This window comes from Streptomyces abyssomicinicus (assembly GCF_008974245.1).
GTDB lineage: Bacteria > Actinomycetota > Actinomycetes > Streptomycetales > Streptomycetaceae > Streptomyces > Streptomyces abyssomicinicus.
This window is the reverse complement of record NZ_BBZI01000006.1, coordinates 1,251,632-1,267,682: the sequence shown is the minus strand read 5'-3', so window position 1 is coordinate 1,267,682 and position 16,051 is coordinate 1,251,632. Positions and strand designations below refer to the sequence as shown.

The window sequence follows — 16,051 nt, the reverse complement described above, 5'->3', positions numbered from 1 at the left end:
CCCGCGTGGTGACGGGAGGGCAACGCCATGACGTGGGACGTGCGACGGCGACGCGGAAGACGTGAGCGGGTGGGCCGGGGCGCCCGCCGCCGGGGGGCGCTGGGGCTGCTGGCGGTGACGGCACTTCTGCTCGGCGGCACCACGGGAACCGCCCGGGCCGGAACCACGGATCCCTGGCCCGTCTCCGTCGGCTTCTCCCCCCAGCAGCTGGACGTGCTGCCGGGCCAGTGGGTGGAGGTCTTCCCGTACCTGGAGGTGCCGGTCTCCGAACCCGAGCCGGACCCGGAGACCGGAGTGGTCCCCCCGGTGCACGACGGGCCCTACACCCTCACCTTCGACGCGAGCGGCCTCGACGGCATCGCCTCGGTCGACCTGTCCTGCGGGGACGGCCCGGTCACCACCTGCGCGTACGACCGGATGTACTGGCCGGACGCGCCGGTCGACGTCCTCACGCTGCGTGTCGACCCCGAGGCCGTGCCCGGCGCGACCGGCACGTTCACCCTGACCGGGCAGGGCGAAGGGCTGGCCTTCACCTCGTTCCCCCTGACCGTCCGGGTGGCCGCCCCCGAGTACCAGGAGCGGGTCCTCACCGAACCGGCCGGGTTCCGCGCCGGTGACGTCCTTCCCGCCCCGCTGGGCTTCCGCATCGGCAACGGCCTCACCGGCCAGGGCGCCGTCCTGCGCGTCACCGGCACCCGTGGGCTCGCCTTCGCGCGGGCCCACGACAACTGCTGGTACGCCGAGACCACCGAGGGCCCCCTGACGGCACAGGGCGCCGAGGCCGTCTGCGTCGTGCCGGGCACCTTCGAGGCGGGCGCGGCCTACGAGCTCACGGAGCCCTTCGGCGTCACCGCCCGCCCCTTCGCGCTCCGCGAGGCCTTCACGTACACGTTCCAGGAGGGCGGGGCCGCGCGGGCCGCCGAACTGACGGCGGGCCGTGCCTTCGTGCGGGGCGACGGCGCCCCGCTGGCCGTGCGGCGGGCGGCCGGGCCGGCCGAGGGACACGCCGACGACGTCACGCTGACGCTGCCGAGCACCGGTGCCTACGACCTCGAGCTGACCGGCGACACGGCACGCGCCGGCACCGGCCGCACGGTGACCGTAGAGGCCGGCTTCCGCAACGCGGGCCCCGCCTGGTACTCCGGCGCCGGCGGGGGCGAGCCGCTGTCCCTGGTTCTCGACGCCCCGCCGGGCACCACGGTGGTCGGCGCGCCCGCGGGCTGCGCCCCCGAAGGGGACGGACGCCACCGGTGCCGGCTGGACGCGGTCGCGGAGGATGCCCGGTGGACGTACGTCTTCGAACTGCGCGTCGAGAGGAAGGTGCACGGAGCGAAGGGATCCGTCACCCTCGCGGGCGACCTGTCGCAGGACTCGGACCACGCCGACGACACCGCCGCGATCGTCGTGAACCCGGTCGGGCGCCCCTGACCGGGGTCCCGCCCTGACCGGGACCCCGGCCTGACCGGGGTCCGCCCTGACCGGGGTCCCGGCCTGACGCGGACCCCGCCCTGACGCGGGCCTCGTCCGACGCGCCCCGACCCGGTCCGCCCCGGCGGGTCCACCCGTCCGCACCGGTCCGGGTGGACCCGCCGAGGGCATCGCCCGTGCGAGGGAATCCCCCGTGGACCGCCTCCTCGGCCGCCCGGCCGAGCCGACTGCGCGGGTGTGACGGGTTCGTGATGAACTCCCGGGCAACCAGAGGCCCTTGTGTTCGGTCGAACGGGGTGCATCACCCGGTGCACCCCTTCGGCGAAAAGGTTGTCACCTCATGAACGCATCGGCCCGACGGCCACTGGGGCCCCGCGGAGCTGCCGGTCTGCTGGCCACCGCCGTCCTGCTGACCGGCGGCCTCGCGGGCACCGCGCAGGCCGAGGACGAGGCTCCGCTCACCCTCCCGATCACCGCGAGCAAGACCCACGTGGACGTCGACCTCGCCGACCACGCGGAGGGCATGCAGGGCCCGGAGGCCACCATCGGCTTCAAGGGCCCCGGCGAGGAGCCGGAGCCGGACGAGGAGGGCGTGATCTACCCGGTCCGCTACGCGGACTTCAAGGTCACCGTCGACGCCAGCGACCTGGAGGGCGTCGCCTCGGTCGACCTGTCGGGGCTGCACAACTGCGACGTGGAGGACATGGTCGCGGTCTGCAGCGGCTGGGAGGTCTACGCGGGCGAGTACTACAACGAGCTCGGCAGCATCCAGTTCAACGCCAACTCCCGCAGCGCCTCCGGTGACACCGGAACCGTCCGCATCACGGGCGAGGGCGAGAACCTGACCTTCACCCCGCAGAGCATCGACGTCCTGGTCGGCGGCGCCACCTACAAGGGCCGCACGCTCACCGAGCCCAAGGGGTTCGCGGCGGGCGACACCCTGAAGGCTCCGCTCGGCTTCAGGAACGCCGGCGGCCAGGACGGCAAGGGCGCCGTGCTCAAGGTCCACGGCAGCTACGGCCTGCTCTTCGAGCAGCGGTACCGGAACTGCACGTACACGGAGACCACCACCGGCTCCCTGCTCCACCAGGGCACCGACGTGGTCTGCGTCTTCCCCGGCACCTTCGAGGCCGGCGCGGCGTACGAGCTGTCGGCGCCCATGGAGATCGCCACCCACGACTACGCCGCGTTCGACATCGTCCACTACCGCTTCTCCACCGGGACGGCCTCCGGCACCGGGAAGCCGGGCGACGGCCCGGAGCTGACCCTGCGCGAGGTCCCGGGCGCGGACGCCGGTGACTACGCCACCTACACCGAGCTCGACTTCCCGACCAACACCCCCATCGACCTGGAGCTGACCGGCGCCTCGGTGAAGGGCGGCAAGGGCGACACCGTCACGGCCGAGCTGGGCTTCCGCAACAACGGCCCGGCCTGGATCAGCTCGCTCCGTTCGGGCGGCGAGCCCATCAGGTTCACGGTCGGGACGCCGGAGGGCACCACGGTGACGAAGGCCCCGGCGAACTGCCGGCAGGCCAACGTCGAGGACAGGCGCGAGTACCTCTGCTCGGTCGCCACCCCGATGCTCCCCGACGCCGCCTACGACCTGCCGTTCGAACTGCGCGTCGACAAGGTGGTGGCGGGCGCCAAGGGCAAGGCGGCCCTCCCCGACGGCGGCCGTCCGGACTCCGACCCGTCGAACGACACCGCCTGGATCGTGGTCAACGGCGACCAGGACACCACCCCGGGCGAGGACGACGAGCCGACGCCCGGCCCCGGTGACGGCGAGGACGACGGCCAGGACGGCGACGGCGGGGCCAAGGACGGCGAGCAGGACGGTGACACCGGCGGAGGCCTGGCCTCCACCGGTGCGGGCAACGCCCTGCTCATCGGCGGCGGCGCGCTGCTGCTGACCGCGCTGGGCGCCGGTCTGTACCTGATCCGCCGCCGGGCGGCCGGGACGACCGCGGTCTGATCCGCCGCTCCCCGGGAGGGCACACCGCTCCCGGACGAAACGAAGGGCCGCAGCCCCGAGGCTGCGGCCCTTCGCCGTGTGTGTCGCTGGTGGGTGACGTCAGAGGACGCGGACCGCGCCGGACGGCGGGTCGTAGTCCAGGGACGCCTGCACGACGCCGGTGCCGGAGTTCTGCGCGCCGACGAACTGCCCGCCGCCCACGTAGATGGCCACGTGGTACGCGCTGCCCGCGCCACCCCAGTACAGGATGTCGCCCGGCAGGAGGTTGCTCAGCGAGACCTGGGTGCCGGCCACGGACTGGTTCTGGGAGACGCGCGGCAGGCTGACGCCCGCCTGCTTGTAGGCGGCCTGCACCAGGCCGGAGCAGTCCCAGGCGTTGGGGCCGGTGGCGCCGGAGACGTAGGCGTCGCCGACCTGGGCCTTGGCGAAGGCGACCACGGCGGCGGCGGAACCGCTGACGGCCGTGGAGGCGGAGGAGGAGCTCGCGGAGGCGGTGGAGAGGGTCTCCCGGGCGGAGTCGCGGGAGGCGCGCTCGGCGGCCTCGCGGGCGGCCTTCTCCTCGGCCTCCTCCTTGGCCTCGGCCTCGGCCTTGGCCTTCTTGAGGTTGCGCTCGGCCAGGTCGGCGGCGCGCTCGGCGGCGGCGTCGCGTTCCGCCTGGAGCTCATAGGTGGCGGCGGCCGACGCGGTGGCCTCCGCGGAGAGGGCGGCCTCGGCCGTCAGGTCGGCCGTGAGCGTGGGCAGTTCCAGCGTCTGCGTCACGGGCTCGGCCGCAGTCGCCGTACCCGAGGCGCCGGCCACGGCCAGGGTGCTGAGAACGCCACCGGCGACTCCGGCCCGCATCGCGATCTTCGATGCGCTGCGGCGGGGCTTCCGGTGGCTGCGTATGTGAGCGGTCTGGGACATGGCAACCAGACCTACCAGGGGATCGTCCCTCCCTTCAACAATCGTGCCGTCCGCCACATTTGGCGCCCGTCGTCCCCGAAGTCTCCCTCCCGGAACGGGCATAGCGTGCCAAAGGGTTAAAACGGGCACGCGGTCACGGGGCTGTGAGCATGGACTTCCAGCGGTACGCCCGATTTGCCCACGCTTACCATCCGTGCACGAGTTCGCCAACTCGAAGGGGTTCCGGCGGTGGTCCGATGTGGCGGAGGTCACGGCGAGGTCACTGTTGTGATCTTCCTGTGTCGCTCGTGAACGCGTGCACACGCCGCGGGGCGGTTTCCGGACACCGGCGTGCGACGTTTTTCGTCGCCGACGGAGGAAGCGGGCGCTTATATCAATGATCAACCACTGCCGCGAATTTGCTTGCACGGGAAGACTCTTGATATAGAGACGCGCCCTCTGGCCTGGGCGTACGTGGCAACTTGTCGCTTTGTGTGATCAGTTGTGTACGTGCAGCGTCAAGATCCAAGCCGTTCCCACCCGTTGATCGCCGTCCGGGTGGCAGAGATCACAAAGACCGTCTCGTATCGCGTGTCGCAGATCACAGACCACCAGGCATAAGATGCGGAGCTACCGGGCTTGTGACCTGCTTCACATGTTCTCGATCTTCACGAGCGCCGAGCGAGCACCGAGCGAGCACCGAGAGGCAGGAGGCGGATCCGGTGTGCAATCGCCAGCAGTCAGTGCCGACTGAGAGGAGCGAGGAGCGGTGAACGCGTATGCGCCCATCCTCGTACTGGGAGCCCTCGGGGCAGGCTTTGCGATCTTCTCCGTGGTCATGGCCACGCTGGTCGGTCCAAAGCGCTACAACCGAGCGAAGCTCGAGGCGTACGAGTGCGGTATCGAGCCGACCCCTCAACCGGCCGGCGGTGGGCGATTCCCCATCAAGTACTACCTGACGGCGATGCTCTTCATCATCTTCGACATCGAGATCGTCTTCCTCTACCCGTGGGCGGTCACCTTCGACGCCCTGGGGATCTTCGGGCTCGTCGAGATGCTGCTCTTCGTGCTCACCGTCTTCGTCGCGTACGCCTACGTGTGGCGGCGCGGCGGCCTGGACTGGGACTGAGAGGCCCCCAAGGGGCCTGAGGGGCTGAGAGAGACATGGGACTCGAGGAAAAGCTGCCGAGCGGATTCCTGCTGACCACCGTCGAGCAGGCCGCGGGCTGGGTGCGCAAGTCATCCATGTTCCCCGCCACGTTCGGCCTGGCGTGCTGCGCCATCGAGATGATGACGACAGGCGCCGGCCGGTACGACCTGGCGAGGTTCGGCATGGAGGTCTTCCGCGGATCACCGCGCCAGGCCGACCTGATGATCGTGGCGGGCCGGGTGAGCCAGAAGATGGCGCCCGTCCTGCGCCAGGTCTACGACCAGATGCCCGCTCCCAAGTGGGTGATCTCCATGGGCGTCTGCGCCTCGTCGGGCGGGATGTTCAACAACTACGCGATCGTGCAGGGCGTCGACCACATCGTGCCGGTCGACATCTATCTCCCCGGCTGCCCGCCGCGGCCGGAGATGCTGATGGACGCGATTCTCAAGCTCCACGAGAAGGTCCGCACCTCCAAGCTCGGCGTGAACGCCGAGCAGGCGGCCCGGGAGGCGGAGGAGGCGGCGCTGAAGGCCCTGCCGACCATCGAGATGAAGGGCCTCCTGCGATGAGCGACGCCAAAGAACCCGACCTGAACAGCGAGCCCAACCCGGAGAAGGACCTCTCCGCCTCCAACCTCCCCGGACAGCGGGGGGACCACGGCGAGGAGATCCGCGTCCAGCGCGGCATGTTCGGCGCGAACAACGGCGGCGACACCTCGGGTTACGGCGGGCTGGTCCGCCCGGTGCGGCTCCCCGGCCCGTCCTCCCGGCCCTACGGCGGGTGGTTCGACGAGGTCGCCGACGAGCTGGAGGGCGCCCTGGAGGAGCAGGGCCTGCTGCCGGAGAACGCGATCGAGCGCACCGTCGTGGACCGCGGCGAGCTCACCTTCCACATCGAGCGCGAGCACCTGCTCCGGGTGGCCCGCACCCTGCGCGACGACCCGGCCCTGCGCTTCGAGCTGTGCACCGGGGTCAGCGGCGTGCACTACCCGAACGACAAGGGGCGTGAGCTGCACGCCGTCGTCCACCTGCGGTCGATCACCCACAACCGGCTGATCCGCCTGGAGGTCAGCGCGCCCGACAGCGACCCGCGGGTCCCCTCGCTGGTGTCGGTGTACCCGACCAACGACTGGCACGAGCGCGAGACGTACGACTTCTTCGGCATCGTCTTCGACGGCCACCCGGCACTGACGCGGATCATGATGCCGGACGACTGGCAGGGCCATCCGCAGCGCAAGGACTATTCCCTCGGCGGCATCCCCGTCGAGTACAAGGGCGCCCAGATCCCGGCTCCGGACCAGCGGAGGTCGTACTCATGAGCACGCAGTCGGCAACAGCCCGCGAGACCACCGAGGGCAAGGTCTACACGGTCACCGGAGGCGACTGGGACGAGGTCGTCGAGGCGGCCGCCAAGGCGGACGACGAGCGCATCGTCGTCAACATGGGTCCCCAGCACCCGTCCACCCACGGAGTGCTCCGGCTGATCCTGGAGATCGAGGGCGAGACCGTCACCGAGGCCCGCTGCGGCATCGGCTACCTGCACACCGGCATCGAGAAGAACCTCGAGTACCGGACGTGGACGCAGGGCACCACCTTCGTGACCCGCATGGACTACCTGACGTCCTTCTTCAACGAGACGGCCTACTGCCTCGCGGTGGAGAAGCTCCTCGGCATCGAGGACCAGGTACCCGACCGGGCGACGGTCATCCGCGTCCTGCTGATGGAGCTCAACCGGCTCTCCTCCCACCTGGTGTGCATCGCCACCGGCGGCATGGAGCTCGGCTCCACGACGATCATGATCTACGGATTCCGGGACCGCGAGATCATCCTGGACCTCTACGAGCTGATCACCGGCCTGCGGATGAACCACGCGTACATCCGGCCCGGCGGGCTCGCCCAGGACCTCCCGCCCGGCGCCGTCGACCAGATCCGCGAGGCGATCAAGAAGCTGCGGAAGAACCTCACGGAGTACGACAAGCTCGCCACCGGGAACCCCATCTTCAAGGCCCGCATGGAGGACGTCGGCCACCTCGACCTGGCCGGCTGCATGGCGCTCGGCGCCACCGGCCCGATCCTGCGCTCCACCGGCCTCCCGCACGACCTGCGCAAGACGCAGCCGTACTGCGACTACGAGACGTACGACTTCGACGTCCCGACCGCCGACACCTGTGACTCCTACGGCCGGTTCCTGATCCGGCTGGAGGAGATGCGCCAGTCGCTGCACATCGTCGAGCAGTGCCTGGACCGGCTGAAGCCGGGCCCGGTGATGGTCGCCGACAAGAAGATCGCCTGGCCGGCCCAGCTGGCGCTCGGCCCGGACGGGCTCGGCAACTCCCTCGACCACATCCGCAAGATCATGGGCACCTCCATGGAGGCCCTGATCCACCACTTCAAGCTGGTCACCGAGGGCTTCCGGGTCCCGCCCGGCCAGGCCTACACGGCGGTCGAGTCGCCCAAGGGCGAACTGGGCGTGCACGTCGTCTCCGACGGCGGAACCCGCCCCTTCCGGGTCCACTTCCGCGACCCGTCCTTCACCAACCTGCAGGCCATGGCGGCGATGTGTGAGGGCGGCCAGGTGGCCGACGTCATCGTCGCCGTCGCGTCCATCGACCCCGTGATGGGAGGCGTCGACCGGTGACCAGCACACCTGCCCAGGGCACACCCTCCCAGGGCGTCGGTCTCGGCATGCCCGAACTGCCCGCCCCGGACTACCCGCAGGACGTGCGGGCCCGGCTGGAGACCGACGCGCGCGAGATCATCGCCCGCTACCCGGACTCCCGGTCCGCGCTGCTGCCGATGCTGCACCTGGTGCAGTCGGAGGAGGGGCACGTCACCCGCACCGGCATGCGGTTCTGCGCCGAGACGCTGGACCTCACCACCGCCGAGGTCACCGCCGTCGCCACCTTCTACACGATGTACCGGCGCCGGCCGAGCGGCGACTACCAGGTGGGCGTCTGCACCAACACGCTCTGCGCGGTGATGGGCGGCGACGCCATCTTCGAGGACCTCCAGCAGCACCTGGGCGTCGGCAACAACGGCACCACGCCGGACGGCAAGGTCACGCTGGAGCACATCGAGTGCAACGCGGCCTGCGACTTCGCCCCCGTGGTGATGGTCAACTGGGAGTTCTTCGACAACATGACGCCGGCCGCCGCGCGGCAGCTGGTCGACGACCTGATCGAGGGCCGCCCGGTCACGCCGACCCGCGGCGCCCCGCTGTGCACCTTCAAGGAGACGGCGCGCATCCTGGCCGGCTTCCCCGACGAGCGCCCCGGCGCCGTCGAGGCGGGCGGCAGCGCCGGACCCGCCTCGCTGCTCGGGCTCCGCCTCGCCAAGGGCCAGCCGCTCGGCGCCCGCGTCGTCCACCCGCGCGACGCCGCGGGCCAGGGCGGGGAGCCGTCGCACGGCGCCTCCTGGGGCGACGGGCCGCGCACCGGCCCCTCGCCCGCGTCCCACCCCAGCTCGCACGACGCGCCGAGCACCACCTCGGCGTCCGACCCGGCCCACCCGGCAGGTCCCGTGGCCGGTTCCGCCGGCTCTGCCGAAGAAGAGGAGGGGGAGTGATGAGCGTGGCGACCGGCGAACTCAACGAGACGAGCCCGGACAAGCTGCTCGCTCCCGTGCTGTCGGCGTTCTGGGACGAGGACCGTTCCTGGACCCTGGACGTCTACCGGCGGCACGAGGGCTACCAGGGGCTGCGCAAGGCGCTGGCCATGACGCCCGACGAGGTCATCGCCTACGTCAAGGAATCCGGCCTGCGCGGCCGGGGCGGCGCGGGCTTCCCCACCGGGATGAAGTGGCAGTTCATCCCCCAGGGCGACGGCAAGCCGCACTACCTCGTCGTCAACGCCGACGAGTCGGAGCCCGGCACCTGCAAGGACATCCCCCTCCTCTACGCCAACCCGCACTCCCTCATCGAGGGAATGATCATCGCCTGCTACGCGATCCGCTCCTCGCACGCCTTCATCTACCTGCGCGGCGAGGTCGTCCCCGTGCTGCGGCGCCTGCACTCCGCCGTGCGCGAGGCCTACGCGGCCGGCTACCTCGGCAAGGACGCGCTGGGCAGCGGCCTCGACCTCGACATCACCGTGCACGCGGGCGCGGGCGCGTACATCTGCGGCGAGGAGACCGCCCTGCTCGACTCGCTGGAGGGACGCCGCGGCCAGCCCAGGCTGCGCCCGCCCTTCCCCGCGGTCGCCGGCCTCTACGCATGCCCCACCGTGGTGAACAACGTGGAGTCGATCGCCTCGGTTCCCGCGATCCTGCAGCACGGCAAGGAGTGGTTCCGCTCCATGGGCAGCGAGAAGTCCCCGGGCTTCACGCTGTACTCGCTCAGCGGCCACGTGGCCAACCCCGGCCAGTTCGAGGCCCCGCTCGGCATCACGCTGCGCCAGCTGCTCGAGATGAGCGGCGGCATGCGGGCGGGCCACCGCCTGAAGTTCTGGACGCCCGGCGGCTCGTCCACCCCGATGTTCACCGACGAGCACCTCGACGTCCCGCTGGACTACGAGGGGGTCGGCGAGGCCGGCTCCATGCTCGGCACCAAGGCACTCCAGTGCTTCGACGAGACCACCTGCGTGGTCCGCGCGGTCACCCGCTGGACCGAGTTCTACGCGCACGAGTCCTGCGGCAAGTGCACCCCCTGCCGCGAGGGCACCTACTGGCTGGTCCAGCTGCTGCGCGACATCGAGGCGGGCAAGGGCGTCATGGCCGACCTCGACAAGCTCAACGACATCGCCGACAACATCAACGGCAAGTCGTTCTGCGCCCTCGGCGACGGCGCAGCCTCGCCGATCTTCTCCTCCCTCAAGTACTTCCGCGACGAGTACGAGGAGCACATCAGGGGACGCGGCTGCCCCTTCGACCCGGCGAAGTCCACCCTCTGGGCGGACAAGCACCTGGAGGTGAACGCATGACCGCGCCGACCAGCGCTCCCTCCGGCGGCGGACGAGGAGCCGGGGCCGTGCCCCCGGAGGACCTCGTCACGCTGACCATCGACGGTGCGGAGATCAGCGTGCCCAAGGGCACCCTGGTCATCCGGGCCGCCGAGGAGCTCGGCATCGAGATCCCCCGGTTCTGCGACCACCCGCTCCTCGACCCGGCCGGCGCCTGCCGCCAGTGCATCGTCGAGGTGGAGGGCCAGCGCAAGCCGATGGCCTCCTGCACCATCACCTGCACCGACGGCATGGTGGTGAAGACGCAGCTGACCTCCCCGGTCGCCGAGAAGGCGCAGAAGGGGGTGATGGAGCTGCTGCTCATCAACCACCCCCTGGACTGCCCGGTCTGCGACAAGGGCGGCGAGTGCCCGCTGCAGAACCAGGCGGTCTCGCACGGCAACGCCGAGTCCCGCTTCGAGGGCCACAAGCGCACCTTCGAGAAGCCGGTCCCGATCTCCACCCAGGTGCTGCTGGACCGCGAACGCTGCGTGCTCTGCGCCCGCTGCACCCGCTTCTCCAACCAGGTCGCGGGCGACCCGATGATCGAACTGGTCGAGCGCGGCGCGCTCCAGCAGGTCGGCACCGGCGAGGGCGACCCGTTCGAGTCGTACTTCTCCGGCAACACCATCCAGATCTGCCCGGTCGGCGCGCTCACCTCGGCCGCCTACCGATTCCGCGCCCGCCCGTTCGACCTGATCTCCAGCCCCTCGGTCTGCGAGCACTGCGCCGGCGGCTGCGCCACCCGGACCGACCACCGGCGCGGCAAGGTGATGCGCCGGCTGGCCGCCGACGACCCGCAGGTCAACGAGGAATGGATCTGCGACAAGGGCCGCTTCGCCTTCCGCTACGCCCAGCAGCGTGACCGTCTGGCCTCGCCGCTGGTGCGCAACGCCGAGGGCGTGCTGGAGCCGGCCTCCTGGCCGGAGGCGCTGGAGGCCGCGGCCCGCGGGCTGAACGCCGCGCGCGGCCGGGCCGGCGTGCTCACCGGCGGCCGGCTCACCGTCGAGGACGCCTACGCGTACAGCAAGTTCGCCCGGATCGCCCTGGACACCAACGACATCGACTTCCGGGCCCGGACGCACAGCGACGAGGAGTCCGTCTTCCTCGCCTCGCGGGTCGCCGGACGCGGTGTCGGCATCGACAGCACGGGGCTGACGTACACGACGCTTGAGCAGGCGCCCTCCGTGCTGCTGGCCGGGTTCGAGGCGGAGGAGGAGGCCCCCGGCGTCTTCCTGCGGCTCCGCAAGGCCTGGCGCAAGCACGGCCAGAAGGTGTTCTCGCTGGCGAGCCACGCCACCCGGGGTCTCACCAAGGCGGGCGGCACCCTGCTGCCGGCCGCCCCGGGCACCGAGACCGCCTGGCTGGAGGCGCTCGCCGACGGCACCGGCCTGGAGGGCGACGCCCCGCAGGTGGCCGAGGCGCTGCGTGCCGAGGGCGCGGTGATCCTGGTCGGCGAACGGCTGGCCGCCGTCCCCGGCGCGCTCACCGCCGCCGTCCGGGTGGCCACCGCCACCGGGGCCCGGCTGGCGTGGATCCCGCGCCGGGCCGGCGAGCGCGGCGCGATCGAGGCGGGCGCCCTGCCCGGGCTGCTGCCCGGCGGCCGCCCCGCCCACGACCCGCGGGCCCGCCGCGAGGTGGCCGCCGCCTGGGGCACCTCCGCCCTGCCGGAGCGGCCGGGCCGTGACACCGCGCGCATCCTCGACGCGGCGGCCGAGGGCGACCTCGCGGCGCTGGTGGTCGCCGGCGTCGAGGTCGCCGACCTGCCCGACCCGGCCCTCGCCCGCCGGGCGCTCGCCGAGGTGGGCTTCCTGGTCTCGCTGGAACTGCGGCCGAGCGAGGTCACCGACCACGCCGACGTGGTGCTGCCGGTGGCCGCGGTCGCCGAGAAGGCCGGCGCCTTCGTCAACTGGGAGGGCCGGGTCCGCCCGTTCGAGGCGGCCCTGAAGCCCGAGCAGTCGGCCACCCGCCGCAACCCCGCGGACAGCAGGGTGCTGCACATGCTGGCCGACGCCATGGACCGCCACCTGGGCCTGCCCGACCTGCGCACCACCCGCGCGGAGATCGACCGGCTCGGCGCCTGGGAGGGGCAGCGCCCCGAGGGCCCGGCCGCCGTCCCCGCCGACCTGCCCCGCCCCGCCGCGGGCGAGGCGGTCCTCGCCGGCCACCGGCTCCTGCTCGACCAGGGCGTCCTCCAGCAGGGCGACGACGCCCTCGCCGGCACCCGCCACGCGGCGACCGCGCGGCTCTCCGCCGCCACCGCCGCCGAGGCCGGCGTCAAGGACGGCGACCTGGTCGCCGTGAGCGGCCCGGCCGGCAGCGTCGTGCTGCCGCTGACGGTCACCGCGATGCCGGACCGGGTGGTCTGGCTGCCGCTCAACTCCACCGGGGGCGGCGTCGCCTCCGACACCGGTGCGCTGCCCGGCGCCCTGGTCCGTGTCGGCCCGGCGACCCTCGCCGCCGAGGCCCCCGGTACCGCCGAGGAGGCCGAAGCGTGAACCCGAACCTGACGCGTCTGGCCGCGGAGGACCTCTCGATGTTCGGCCAGGACCCCTGGTGGCTGGTCGTCGTCAAGGCCGTCTTCTGCTTCGCGTTCCTGATGGTGACGGTGCTGTTCGCCATCGTCTGGGAGCGCAAGGTCGTCGCCTGGATGCAGCTGCGCGTCGGCCCCAACCGCCACGGCCCCTGGGGACTGCTGCAGTCGCTGGCCGACGGTGTGAAGCTGATGCTCAAGGAGGACGTGATCGTCCGCCGGGCCGACAAGGTGGTCTACATCCTGGCGCCGATCGTCGCCGCGATCCCCGCCTTCATGGCCATCGCGGTGATCCCGTTCGGCCCGCCGGGCAACGAGGTCTCCATCTTCGGCCAGCGCACCACCATGCAGCTGACCGACCTGCCGATCGCGATGCTCTACATCCTGGCGGTCGCCTCCGTCGGCATCTACGGCATCGTGCTGGCGGGATGGAGCTCCGGCTCGACCTACCCGCTCCTCGGCGGCCTGCGCTCCTGCGCCCAGATGATCTCCTACGAGATCGCCATGGGCGCCGCCTTCGCCTCGGTGTTCCTCTACTCCGGGTCGATGTCGACGTCCGAGATCGTCGCGCAGCAGGAGAACCGCTGGTTCATCGTGCTGCTGCCGGTCTCCTTCGTCCTCTACATCGTGACCATGGTCGGCGAGACCAACCGGGCCCCGTTCGACATGCCGGAGTCCGAGGGCGACCTGGTCGGCGGCTTCAACACCGAGTACTCGTCCATCAAGTTCGCGATGTTCATGCTCGCCGAGTACGTGAACATGGTGACGGTCTCGGCGGTCGCCACCACGCTCTTCCTGGGCGGCTGGCGGGCCCCGTACCCGATCAGCACCTTCTGGGAGGGCGCGAACCACGGCTGGTGGCCGATGCTCTGGTTCGTCCTCAAGGTGCAGCTGCTGCTCTTCCTCTTCATCTGGCTGCGCGGCTCGCTGCCCCGCGTCCGCTACGACCAGCTGATGAAGCTGGGCTGGAAGGTCCTCATCCCGGTCTCGGTGGTCTGGCTGATGGTCGTGGCCACCATGCGGGCGCTGCGCAACGAGGGCTACGGGTTCACCGACATCGCCCTCTACGTGGGCGGGGCGATCCTCGCCGTGCTGCTGGCCTCGCTGGCCGTCGACACGCTGCGCGACCGCCGCGGACCGAAGGACGGGTCCGCCGCCGCGGAACCGGCCGCCTTCGACCCGATGGCCGGCGGCTTCCCGGTGCCCCCGCTGCCGGGGCAGCAGCTGCCGCCGGTGCCCCGCCGCCGCTCGCGCACCGAGCGGGAGCTGGTCACCAGCGGCGGTGCGGACACTCTCAGTGACGGACCTCGTGACGGATCTCTGGATGGAAAGGAGGCGTCTGATGGCTGAGGAAAACAAGGCCGAGGTGCAGAAGGCCGCGGCGACGAACGACGCGGCTGACACCAGGCCGGGGTTCATGAATCCGGTGGCCGGCTTCGGCGTGACCTTCAAGGCCATGTTCAAGAAGCGGCTGACCGAGCAGTACCCGGAGCAGAAGAAGACCACGGCCCCGCGGTTCCACGGACGGCACCAGCTCAACCGCCATCCGGACGGCCTGGAGAAGTGCGTCGGCTGCGAGCTGTGCGCCTGGGCCTGTCCCGCCGACGCGATCTACGTGGAGGGCGCGGACAACACCGACGAGGAGCGCTACTCGCCCGGCGAGCGGTACGGCCGCGTCTACCAGATCAACTACGCGCGCTGCATCTTCTGCGGTCTGTGCATCGAGGCGTGCCCGACGCGGGCGCTGACCATGACCAACGACTTCGAGCTCGCCGACCTGACCCGGCAGAACCTGATCTACACCAAGGAACAGCTGCTGGCCGGGCTGGAGGAGGGCATGGTCGACGCGCCGCACGCCATCTTCCCGGGCACCGACGAGCAGGACTACTACCGGGGCCTGGTCACCGAGGCCGCCCCCGGCACGGTCCGGCAGGTCGCGGTGTCCAAGGGTGAGAGCGCCGAGGACGCCGGGACCGGACAGGAGGTGGGGGCATGAACGCGCTCGCCGCGTACTCCACCTCCACCGGCGAGGCTGTCCAGTTCTGGATCCTCGGCACGATCGCGGTGCTCGGCGCCCTGGGCACGGTCTTCATGAAGAGGGCGGTGCACAGCGCCCTCTGCCTGGCCGGCACGATGATCGTTCTCGCCGTGTTCTACCTGGCCAACGGGGCCTACTTCCTGGGCATCGTGCAGATCGTCGTCTACACCGGCGCGATCATGATGCTGTTCCTGTTCGTGGTCATGCTGGTCGGCGTCACGGCGGCGGACTCGCTGAAGGAGACCATCCGGGGCCAGCGCTGGCTCGCCCTGCTCTGCGGTCTGGGCTTCGGCGCGCTGCTGGTGGGCGGGATCGGCAACGCGACGCTCACCGAGTTCGAGGGCCTGGCCGCCGCCAACTCCGGCGGCAACATCCAGGGCCTGGCGGCCCTGCTGTTCGGCAAGTACGTCTTCGCCTTCGAGATCACCGGCGCGCTGCTGATCACGGCGGCGGTCGGCGCCATGGTGCTCACCCACCGGGAGCGCACCGAGCGGGCCAAGACCCAGAGGGAACTGGCCGAGGAGCGCATCCGCAAGGGCGAGTACATCCCGCCGCTGCCCGCGCCCGGCGTCTACGCCCGGCACAACGCGGTGGACATCGCGGGCCTGCTGCCCGACGGCACCCCGTCCGAGCTGACCGTCAGCGCCACGCTGCGCGAGCGCGGCCAGATCCGTGACGTGTCCACCGAGGCCATCGCGGACCTGCGGGCGCTGGAGCAGCGGTCCGCGGAGCGGCTGGAGCGAAAGCCCCTGGACCGGCAGCCACGGCCCGGCGGGTCCACGGAGCTGACGCGGGCGGAGGAGGCCCAGCAGTGAATCCGGTCAACTACCTCTATCTCGCGGCTCTGCTCTTCACCATCGGAGCCACCGGTGTGCTGGTCAGGCGGAACGCCATCGTGGTGTTCATGTGCATCGAGCTGATGCTCAACGCCTGCAACCTCTCACTGATCGCCTTCTCGCGGATGCACGGCAACCTCGACGGCCAGATCATCGCCTTCTTCACGATGGTCGTCGCCGCCGCGGAGGTCGTGGTCGGTCTCGCGATCATCGTGTCGCTCTTCCGTACCCGCCACTCGGCCTCGGTCGACGACGCTCGACTGATGAAGCTCTAAGGGG

The 16,051-nt window shown here is 71.3% G+C and carries 14 protein-coding genes; 13 read left to right on the top strand and 1 reads right to left on the bottom strand.

Translation table 11 applies throughout. From position 1 onward, the window contains the following. Nucleotides 1-27: 27 nt before the first annotated feature. Entirely contained in the window at nt 28-1,428 is a 1,401-nt protein-coding gene (locus GBN72_RS13040; protein WP_151771837.1) for an alpha amylase C-terminal domain-containing protein, read from the top strand. A 340-nt stretch (nt 1,429-1,768) separates the two neighbouring features. Beyond that, nucleotides 1,769-3,400: a hypothetical protein gene (locus GBN72_RS13035; protein WP_151771836.1), complete on the top strand. Its 1,632-nt coding sequence runs from the start codon at nt 1,769-1,771 to the stop codon at nt 3,398-3,400. A gap of 99 nt (nt 3,401-3,499) precedes the next feature. Here the strand turns inward: GBN72_RS13035 and GBN72_RS13030 are convergent, their stop codons facing one another. Next, nucleotides 3,500-4,303: a C40 family peptidase gene (locus GBN72_RS13030; RefSeq protein ID WP_151771835.1), complete on the bottom strand. Its 804-nt coding sequence runs from the start codon at nt 4,301-4,303 to the stop codon at nt 3,500-3,502. Nucleotides 4,304-5,051: 748 nt separating this feature from the next. On the opposite strand from GBN72_RS13030, the gene GBN72_RS13025 reads away from it, so the two are divergent. The 11 genes from GBN72_RS13025 to nuoK are packed head-to-tail and all read left to right on the top strand — an operon-like array spanning nt 5,052 to nt 16,047. Further along, nucleotides 5,052-5,411, top strand: a complete 360-nt coding sequence (locus GBN72_RS13025) for an NADH-quinone oxidoreductase subunit A (protein WP_151771834.1) — start codon at nt 5,052-5,054, stop codon at nt 5,409-5,411. Between the two features lie 35 nt (nt 5,412-5,446). Next, nucleotides 5,447-6,001: a NuoB/complex I 20 kDa subunit family protein gene (locus GBN72_RS13020; RefSeq protein ID WP_151771833.1), complete on the top strand. Its 555-nt coding sequence runs from the start codon at nt 5,447-5,449 to the stop codon at nt 5,999-6,001. Continuing rightward, nucleotides 5,998-6,750, top strand: a complete 753-nt coding sequence (locus tag GBN72_RS13015; RefSeq protein WP_151771832.1) for an NADH-quinone oxidoreductase subunit C — start codon at nt 5,998-6,000, stop codon at nt 6,748-6,750. Before GBN72_RS13020 ends, GBN72_RS13015 begins: the two co-directional genes overlap by 4 nt. Next, complete coding sequence (locus tag GBN72_RS13010; protein WP_151771831.1) at nt 6,747-8,069, top strand: NADH-quinone oxidoreductase subunit D; 1,323 nt, start codon at nt 6,747-6,749, stop codon at nt 8,067-8,069. Before GBN72_RS13015 ends, GBN72_RS13010 begins: the two co-directional genes overlap by 4 nt. 47 nt (nt 8,070-8,116) lie before the next feature. After that, nucleotides 8,117-8,995 (top strand): NADH-quinone oxidoreductase subunit NuoE, encoded by an 879-nt coding sequence (nuoE, locus tag GBN72_RS13005; RefSeq protein WP_151772029.1) that lies wholly within the window; start codon nt 8,117-8,119, stop codon nt 8,993-8,995. Further along, nucleotides 8,995-10,347 carry an NADH-quinone oxidoreductase subunit NuoF gene (gene nuoF / locus GBN72_RS13000; protein WP_151771830.1) on the top strand — a complete coding sequence of 451 codons (1,353 nt, stop codon included), beginning with the start codon at nt 8,995-8,997 and terminating at the stop codon, nt 10,345-10,347. The genes nuoE and nuoF overlap by 1 nt, the downstream gene beginning before the upstream one ends. Then, nucleotides 10,344-12,863 carry an NADH-quinone oxidoreductase subunit G gene (locus tag GBN72_RS12995; RefSeq protein WP_151771829.1) on the top strand — a complete coding sequence of 840 codons (2,520 nt, stop codon included), beginning with the start codon at nt 10,344-10,346 and terminating at the stop codon, nt 12,861-12,863. The genes nuoF and GBN72_RS12995 overlap by 4 nt, the downstream gene beginning before the upstream one ends. Nucleotides 12,864-12,901: 38 nt before the next feature. Next, complete coding sequence (gene nuoH / locus GBN72_RS12990; protein ID WP_151772028.1) at nt 12,902-14,248, top strand: NADH-quinone oxidoreductase subunit NuoH; 1,347 nt, start codon at nt 12,902-12,904, stop codon at nt 14,246-14,248. Further along, complete coding sequence (gene nuoI / locus GBN72_RS12985) at nt 14,241-14,894, top strand: NADH-quinone oxidoreductase subunit NuoI (protein ID WP_218042046.1); 654 nt, start codon at nt 14,241-14,243, stop codon at nt 14,892-14,894. Before nuoH ends, nuoI begins: the two co-directional genes overlap by 8 nt. Next, nucleotides 14,891-15,751, top strand: coding sequence for an NADH-quinone oxidoreductase subunit J (locus tag GBN72_RS12980; protein ID WP_151771828.1), 861 nt, complete (start codon nt 14,891-14,893; stop codon nt 15,749-15,751). The genes nuoI and GBN72_RS12980 overlap by 4 nt, the downstream gene beginning before the upstream one ends. Then, nucleotides 15,748-16,047 carry an NADH-quinone oxidoreductase subunit NuoK gene (gene nuoK, locus GBN72_RS12975; RefSeq protein ID WP_108954875.1) on the top strand — a complete coding sequence of 100 codons (300 nt, stop codon included), beginning with the start codon at nt 15,748-15,750 and terminating at the stop codon, nt 16,045-16,047. Before GBN72_RS12980 ends, nuoK begins: the two co-directional genes overlap by 4 nt. The last annotated feature ends 4 nt before the right edge of the window (nt 16,048-16,051 follow it).

Excerpts from the sequence above, each read along its gene's own strand:
- GBN72_RS13040 (WP_151771837.1), top strand. The coding sequence starts at position 28 with ATGACGTGGGACGTGCGACGGCGACGCGGAAGACGTGAGCGGGTGGGC.
- GBN72_RS13035 (WP_151771836.1), top strand. The coding sequence starts at position 1,769 with ATGAACGCATCGGCCCGACGGCCACTGGGGCCCCGCGGAGCTGCCGGT.
- GBN72_RS13030 (WP_151771835.1), bottom strand. The coding sequence starts at position 4,303 with ATGTCCCAGACCGCTCACATACGCAGCCACCGGAAGCCCCGCCGCAGC.
- GBN72_RS13020 (WP_151771833.1), top strand. The coding sequence starts at position 5,447 with ATGGGACTCGAGGAAAAGCTGCCGAGCGGATTCCTGCTGACCACCGTC.
- GBN72_RS13015 (WP_151771832.1), top strand. The coding sequence starts at position 5,998 with ATGAGCGACGCCAAAGAACCCGACCTGAACAGCGAGCCCAACCCGGAG.
- GBN72_RS13010 (WP_151771831.1), top strand. The coding sequence starts at position 6,747 with ATGAGCACGCAGTCGGCAACAGCCCGCGAGACCACCGAGGGCAAGGTC.
- nuoE (WP_151772029.1), top strand. The coding sequence starts at position 8,117 with ATGCCCGAACTGCCCGCCCCGGACTACCCGCAGGACGTGCGGGCCCGG.
- nuoF (WP_151771830.1), top strand. The coding sequence starts at position 8,995 with ATGAGCGTGGCGACCGGCGAACTCAACGAGACGAGCCCGGACAAGCTG.
- GBN72_RS12995 (WP_151771829.1), top strand. The coding sequence starts at position 10,344 with ATGACCGCGCCGACCAGCGCTCCCTCCGGCGGCGGACGAGGAGCCGGG.
- nuoH (WP_151772028.1), top strand. The coding sequence starts at position 12,902 with ATGTTCGGCCAGGACCCCTGGTGGCTGGTCGTCGTCAAGGCCGTCTTC.
- nuoI (WP_218042046.1), top strand. The coding sequence starts at position 14,241 with ATGGCTGAGGAAAACAAGGCCGAGGTGCAGAAGGCCGCGGCGACGAAC.
- GBN72_RS12980 (WP_151771828.1), top strand. The coding sequence starts at position 14,891 with ATGAACGCGCTCGCCGCGTACTCCACCTCCACCGGCGAGGCTGTCCAG.